The sequence below is a fragment of the Bradyrhizobium sp. 23 genome (assembly GCF_023073295.1).
Taxonomy (GTDB): Bacteria; Pseudomonadota; Alphaproteobacteria; order Rhizobiales; family Xanthobacteraceae; genus Bradyrhizobium; species Bradyrhizobium canariense_D.
In genome coordinates this window covers 484,881-490,859 of record NZ_JADPJF010000042.1, presented here as the reverse complement: position 1 = coordinate 490,859, position 5,979 = coordinate 484,881, and the positions used below count along the sequence as shown (strand labels likewise).

Here is a 5,979-nt window from a genome sequence, read left to right as displayed (position 1 = left end):
CCGGCTTGATCAGCCGTGCGGCGCGAAGTCGTTTTGGCGTCGTTATGCCGACACGGCGCTAGCGTGTCTGCGGCTCGATCGTCACCGTGCAGTCGCCCTGCCCTTGCGTCGCGACCACGATGTTGCCCGCGGGAGCGCCGAGGGCGATCGGCGCGGATGAGCCGCCGCCGGGCATCTGGACAGTCACGCTCAGGGAGTCCGTTCGCGCGGTCGAGCCCACGGTCGAGGGTTCTGCCTGGGCCACATTACCCGAGGCGTCACGCCGCATGATCTGGCAGTTCACATTGCTGCCCCCGGCGGCCGCCATGCTCGATGAGGTGCCGCCGCTCATCTGGGCGCGGGCTCGTGAGGGGTCGCGGGGCACCTGGCTGACGATGCGATGCGTCCGCGGCTCCACAATGACGACGTCGTCGCCCGTCGAAAAATATTCGTAGTCCCGATACTCGGGCTCGATCGCGACGATCTCGGGCGGAAGCCTGTGGAGGCGCACGCGCGAGGGAATGGTTTCACCGACCCGGATCGAGATGTTCAGATTACGCTCCGGCTCCGCCAGGCGTGCGCGGCTCACCGTTTCGGAGATCCGCACCTGCTTCTCGGACGGCACCTGAGTCTGCTGATTGGCCTGCGTGTTGGTCTGGGGCGTCTGATTGGCTTGATTGGTCTGCGTGCCTGAAGTGGCAGGCGCGGTCTGCGCATTGTTGGTCGGGGCCGTCCGGTTCGTGTCGGTCGCTGTGGCCGGTCGGTTGTTCTGTTGCGCCGGCTGCTGCTGCTCGGCCGCGTTGCGCGGCGGCTGGGTCTGGTTGCGCTCGTTCTGGTTGGCCGCAGCTCCCGTGCGCTCGTTCTGCTGGCCAGACGTGCCGGACTTGGACTTCTCGGACTCGGCCGTTGATTTCTGCGGCGCGGACTTGTCCTGCTTCGTCTCGGCGCTGTTCTTGCCGTCGCGTCCCGGTTTCGGGCTCTCCGCCTCACGGTTGCGATCGCGCGAAGGCTCACGAGATTCCTGGGCCTGATCCTTCGACTTCGGCTGGTTGCGCTCGGCAGAACTGGCCGGCTGGCGCTTGTCGTCACTCGCGTCCTGCTTGGCAGCGCCGCCCTTCTCCTCGCGGCCCGCACCCTGCAATCGCTCCTGGGCGCCCTGCGCGCGCTCTTGAACCCGTTCTTGGGCGCCGCCGCGTTGCGGCCCGGCACCTTTCGCCGGCTCCTCGGTCCGTCTCGGCTCGTCCCTTCGCTCACCGGGCGCCTGGGCGTAGGCGAAGCCGGAAGCAAGCATCAGTCCGATAGCCGCGGTCGATAACATCAAGTGCTTGCGCATGGTCCCTCTCCTGGAAAATTCGCAACAACAGACGCGAACGTTCTGTGGGTGCGAAGGTTCCTGATCAGGAACGAGGGCTGATCACGCGGGTCTCACATCGGGTCCTTCAGCGTGAGCCGCGCCGTGAATGTCACGCTGGTCTTGCCAACCAGCGCCATGCCTTCGACTTCGGCGCCGTCGGCGGAATAGTCGCCGGAAAAGCCGCAGGTCACTTCCCTGCCGCCGAACGCGAGCGGCTTGCCGACGGCCTCGGTGTGCTGATTGACGGTCATGTCGCCACGCCATTTCCCGTTCCGGAAGGTGTAGCTGCCGGTGTAGTAGAAATAGCTGTCGCCGCCCATGATGCGGCCATCGCAGAGCACGACGACGCCTTTGGCCTGGCCGCGCTTGCCGTCGCGCATCTCGATCTCAAAGATGTAGAGGCCGTTGAGGACCTTCTGTGGGTTGCCGCCCTGCTCGAGCCCATCGCCGGCCGACATCGCTCATCTCCCGTTCAAACCGGCACATTCCGCTCGAGATCTTCAAGCCACGCCGCAGCGCTCGAATCCGACGGCGCACGCCAGTCGCCGCGCGGCGACAACGAGCCGCCGGCCGAAACCTTGGGTCCGTTCGGCATCGCCGAGCGCTTGAACTGGCTGAAAGCGAAGAAGCGGCGCAAGAACACCTCCAGCCAGCGGCGTATTTCCTTGAGATCGTAGGCCTTGCGCTTGTCGGTCGGAAATGCCGGCGGCCACTCGCCCTGGGCAACGTCTTTCCAGGCCTGCAGCGCCATAAAGGCGATCTTGGACGGCCGCATGCCGAACCGCAGCGTGTAGAACAGGTTGAAATCCTGGAGCTCGTAGGGGCCGACCGAAGCTTCCGTGCTCTGCGGCTTCTCGCCGGGCTCAGCCGGAACCAGCTCCGGCGAGATTTCGGCCGACAGGATCGATCCAAGCGTTTGGTTGACGTCGTCGGTGAACTGCTTGGAGGCAATCACCCAGCGGATCAGATGCTGGATCAGCGTCTTCGGCACCCCGGCGTTGACGTTATAGTGCGCCATCTGATCGCCGACGCCATAGGTGCACCAGCCCAGCGCGAGTTCGGAGAGATCGCCGGTGCCAATCACGAGGCCGCCATGATGGTTGGCGAGCCGGAACAGATAGTCCGTGCGCAGACCCGCCTGCACATTCTCGAATGTGACGTCATAGACCTTCTCGCCCTTGCCGAAGGGATGGCCGATGTCCTTCAACATCTGCGTCGCCGTGGTGCGAATGTCGAGCTCCTGCCAACTCGTCTGCAACGCCTTCATCAGCGCCAGCCCATTGGTCTTGCTGTCGCTGCCGGTGGCAAAGCCCGGCATGGTGTAGGCGAGAATGTTCTCTCGCGGCAGGCCAAGAAGGTCGACGGCCTTAGCGGCGACGATCAAAGCATGGGTGGAATCGAGTCCGCCCGAGACGCCGATAACGACGCGCTTGGTACCGGTCGCACGCATGCGCTGGACGAGGCCCGCGACCTGAATGTTGTAGGCCTCATAGCAGTCCTGCTCGAGCAGGCTCTCGTCGCTCGGCACGAACGGAAAGCGCTCGACCTTGCGCAGGAAGCCGATATCGGCGGCCGGCGCCTTCAGGGCGAAGCCGACTTTTCGGAAGAAGGCTTCGCGCTGCCGGCGATTGTCGTCGAACGTACCCATCAGCGCGCGTTCCTGCCTGAGCAGGTCGAGATCGACGTCGGCCAGCGTGATCTGGCCGCCCTGGCGGAACCGCTCGCCCTCGGCCAGCAGCACGCCGTTCTCGTAGATCGAGGTCTGGCCGTCCCAGGCCAAATCCGTGGTCGATTCTCCTGCCCCGGCCGCGGAATAGACGTAAGCCGCGAGGCAGCGGGCCGACGTCGATTGGCACAAGAGCGCGCGCGAGCGGGCGCGGCCGATCGTGATCGGGCTGCCCGAGAGATTGATCAGCACGCTCGCGCCCGCAAGCGCGAGCTCGGAGGCCGGCGTTACCGGGATCCACATGTCCTCGCAGATCTCGACGCCGATGGTCAGGCCCGGAACGTCCTCGGCTGCGAACAGGAGGTCGACGCCGAACGGGGCATGCAGCCCGCCAAAGGCGACCATCTCTCCGACGATGCCGGCGCCGGAGGCGAAATGCCGCCCCTCGTAGAATTCGCGATAGGTCGGCAGGTAGCTCTTGGGCACCACGCCGAGGATCTTGCCGCGATGGATGACGACCGCGCAATTGTAGATCCGATTGCCAAAGCGCAGCGGCGCGCCAACGATCAGGACGGTCATCAGGGACGAGGATGCCTCGACGATGGCCACAAGCCCGCGCTCGACCGCATCGAGCAGCGGATCCTGCTTCACGAGATCTTCGATTGCATAGCCGGACAGGCAGAGCTCGGGGAACACGGCAGCCGCCACCGACTGCGCGTGGCAGTCCTTCGCCGCCGCCAGAACCGCAGCTGCGTTGGCCGTGGGATCAGCCACATGAGAGGTGGTGACGCAGGCCGCCACGCGCGCAAATCCGTGGGCATAGATCGAGTGGAAACTCATCGAGCACAGTCCCTTTGTCTCGTCGCGACCGGCCTCCGCCGGCTCTGGACTCCATTTAACCCATCGACATGGCCCCGTGCAGGCCATTCAACGGCATGCATAACGGATTTGCAGCTTCGCTGCCCGGCCGTGCCCTTGAGGCAGTCTCAGGCTCTGCGCGCCAGCATGCCGGGCAGATCGTCGCGCAGCCACTCGGCGATCCGGGGCCAGGCATGGGCGTGGGTCCGCGCGCCCATGAACAGGCCAAGATGGTTGCTGGGCTGGGAGGCCGCCGCAATGAACGCCGGCGGTGTGCCGAGCAAGCCGGCGGTGGCGAGCGCCTGCGCAGCCGGCACGACGTCGTCATCGAGTCCGGCCAAAAGGAAGACCGGCGCCTTGACGTCCTTCAGATCAATCCCGCGGCCGAGTGCCGTGAACTGGCCGCGCGCGATCCGGTTCTCCCGGAAAATCCAGTTGACGATCTCGAGATAGTAGGTGCCGGGCAGATTGAGGGGCTCGGCATTCCAGCGCTCGAAGCGTGCCAGCAGCGCCGCACCGTCCTCGCCGGAGAGGTCGCTCTGCAGCGCCGTCGCGATGTCGTCGCGGCTCGGTGCCTTCGACCAGAGCCGCAGCATCTCTTCGCCGCTGACATTGCCGCCGCCGCGGGCGACGAGCTGGTCGTAGACCATCTCCGGCGCGTTGCGGGCGAGCTGCGACAGCCTGGAGTCAATGGAGAGGTCGACGGGCGCGCCAGCCAGTACCAGCCGCCGCACCTTGGCGGGAAAGCGCGCCGCATAGAGCAGCGAGAGCCAGCCACCCTGGCACAGGCCGACGAGATCGACCGGCGCGCCGATTTCGTCGATGGCGACGTTGAGATCACCGAGATAGCTGTCGATCGAGAGATAGCGCATGTCGGGTGCGGCCGAGCGCCAGTCGGTGAGATAGACCCGGTCGATGCCGCCATTTTGCAGGGACTGCACAACGCTGTGGCCGGGCGCGAAGTCGGCGATCAGGGCCCGGTGCAGCGCATAGGGCGCGCAGACCAGTGCCGGCTGGCCGGCCCCCGTCCGCGCGCAATTACGCAGGCGCATGGTCGCAAGCTCCAGCGCGACGGAGTTGGGCGTGGTCCAAGGCAGGCTGCTGTCGGCCAGCTCCGACGGGCCGCGCTCGAGCCATCCAAAGCAGGCGTCCATGGCAATCCGCGCCGCAGCGAACGGCCACAGCAGCGGGTCATCCGGGACCGGCTCCGGTGCGCGCAGCTGTTTGCCGGTCTTCTCCGCCATGGCTATCCCACGGTCCTCACAGGAAGGCCTCGAAGCTGACGAGCGAAATACCGCGCTCGCGAAAACTCTGATGGGTCGCGGCCACCGAGCCGTCGAGATCGATGCCGCGGCAGGCGTCCTCGATGACGGCGACCTCGAACCCGGCCTTGCGGGCATCGTCCGCCGAGAAGCGAACGCAGAAGTCGAACGCGAGGCCGGCGACGAAGACGGTGTTCAACTCGCGTTCGCGCAAATATCCGAGCAGGCCGGTCGGCGTTGTCCTGTCGTTCTCGAACAGCGCCGAATAGGAATCGATGCCGCGCCGAAATCCCTTCCGCACCACCAGATTTGCGCGGGTGACGTCGAGATCGCGATGAAATTCGGCGCATGCGGTGCCCTGCACGCAATGGCTCGGCCACAGCACCTGGACGCCGTAGTCGAGCACGATGGTCTGGAACGGCTGTTTGCCCGCATGGTTCGGCGCAAAGGAGACATGATCGCGGGGATGCCAGTCCTGGGTCAGCACCACATTGGCGAATTTTTGGGCGATCCGATTGATGGCGGGGACGACCTTCTCGCCGCCGGGCACGGCGAGCGCCCCGCCCGTGCAAAAATCGTTCTGCACGTCGATGACCAGCAGCACGTCGCGGTCGGAAATCTTCATCGCAAGGTCCATTCCAGGCCATCCGCGCGAGCGGCGCCGAAGGCACGTCTGCAGTGTCGATCTTCCCGGGCTGCTTCGCAACCAACGAGAAGGTGCGGCGATCTGCGCGAATGCGCCCCGTCGGTCCCGGGATGCAACGGTTTGGGCTGATGCGTGTTGACTAGATCCACCCGGGGACGGATTCTGACAGCCGTTCGCGTCTTGCGATCGGATAGAGCGGAGGAAGCGGTTCCCG

General features: G+C 65.7%; 5 protein-coding genes. All 5 read right to left on the bottom strand.

Translation table 11 applies throughout. The features are described from left to right. Positions 1-58: 58 nt before the first annotated feature. The 5 genes from IVB32_RS12180 to pncA all read right to left on the bottom strand — a co-directional run bounded on the left by IVB32_RS12180 (position 59) and on the right by pncA (position 5,756). Positions 59-1,312, bottom strand: a complete 1,254-nt coding sequence (locus tag IVB32_RS12180; RefSeq protein WP_247369974.1) for a DUF1236 domain-containing protein — start codon at positions 1,310-1,312, stop codon at positions 59-61. Positions 1,313-1,404: 92 nt separating this feature from the next. Next, positions 1,405-1,791, bottom strand: a complete 387-nt coding sequence (locus IVB32_RS12175) for a GrlR family regulatory protein (RefSeq protein ID WP_018457891.1) — start codon at positions 1,789-1,791, stop codon at positions 1,405-1,407. Positions 1,792-1,805: 14 nt separating this feature from the next. Further along, complete coding sequence (locus IVB32_RS12170; protein ID WP_247410418.1) at positions 1,806-3,839, bottom strand: NAD(+) synthase; 2,034 nt, start codon at positions 3,837-3,839, stop codon at positions 1,806-1,808. Positions 3,840-3,985: 146 nt separating this feature from the next. After that, positions 3,986-5,101, bottom strand: coding sequence for an alpha/beta fold hydrolase (locus tag IVB32_RS12165; protein ID WP_018457893.1), 1,116 nt, complete (start codon positions 5,099-5,101; stop codon positions 3,986-3,988). Between the two features lie 16 nt (positions 5,102-5,117). After that, positions 5,118-5,756: a bifunctional nicotinamidase/pyrazinamidase gene (gene pncA, locus IVB32_RS12160; RefSeq protein ID WP_247296696.1), complete on the bottom strand. Its 639-nt coding sequence runs from the start codon at positions 5,754-5,756 to the stop codon at positions 5,118-5,120. Between the last annotated feature and the right edge of the window lie 223 nt (positions 5,757-5,979).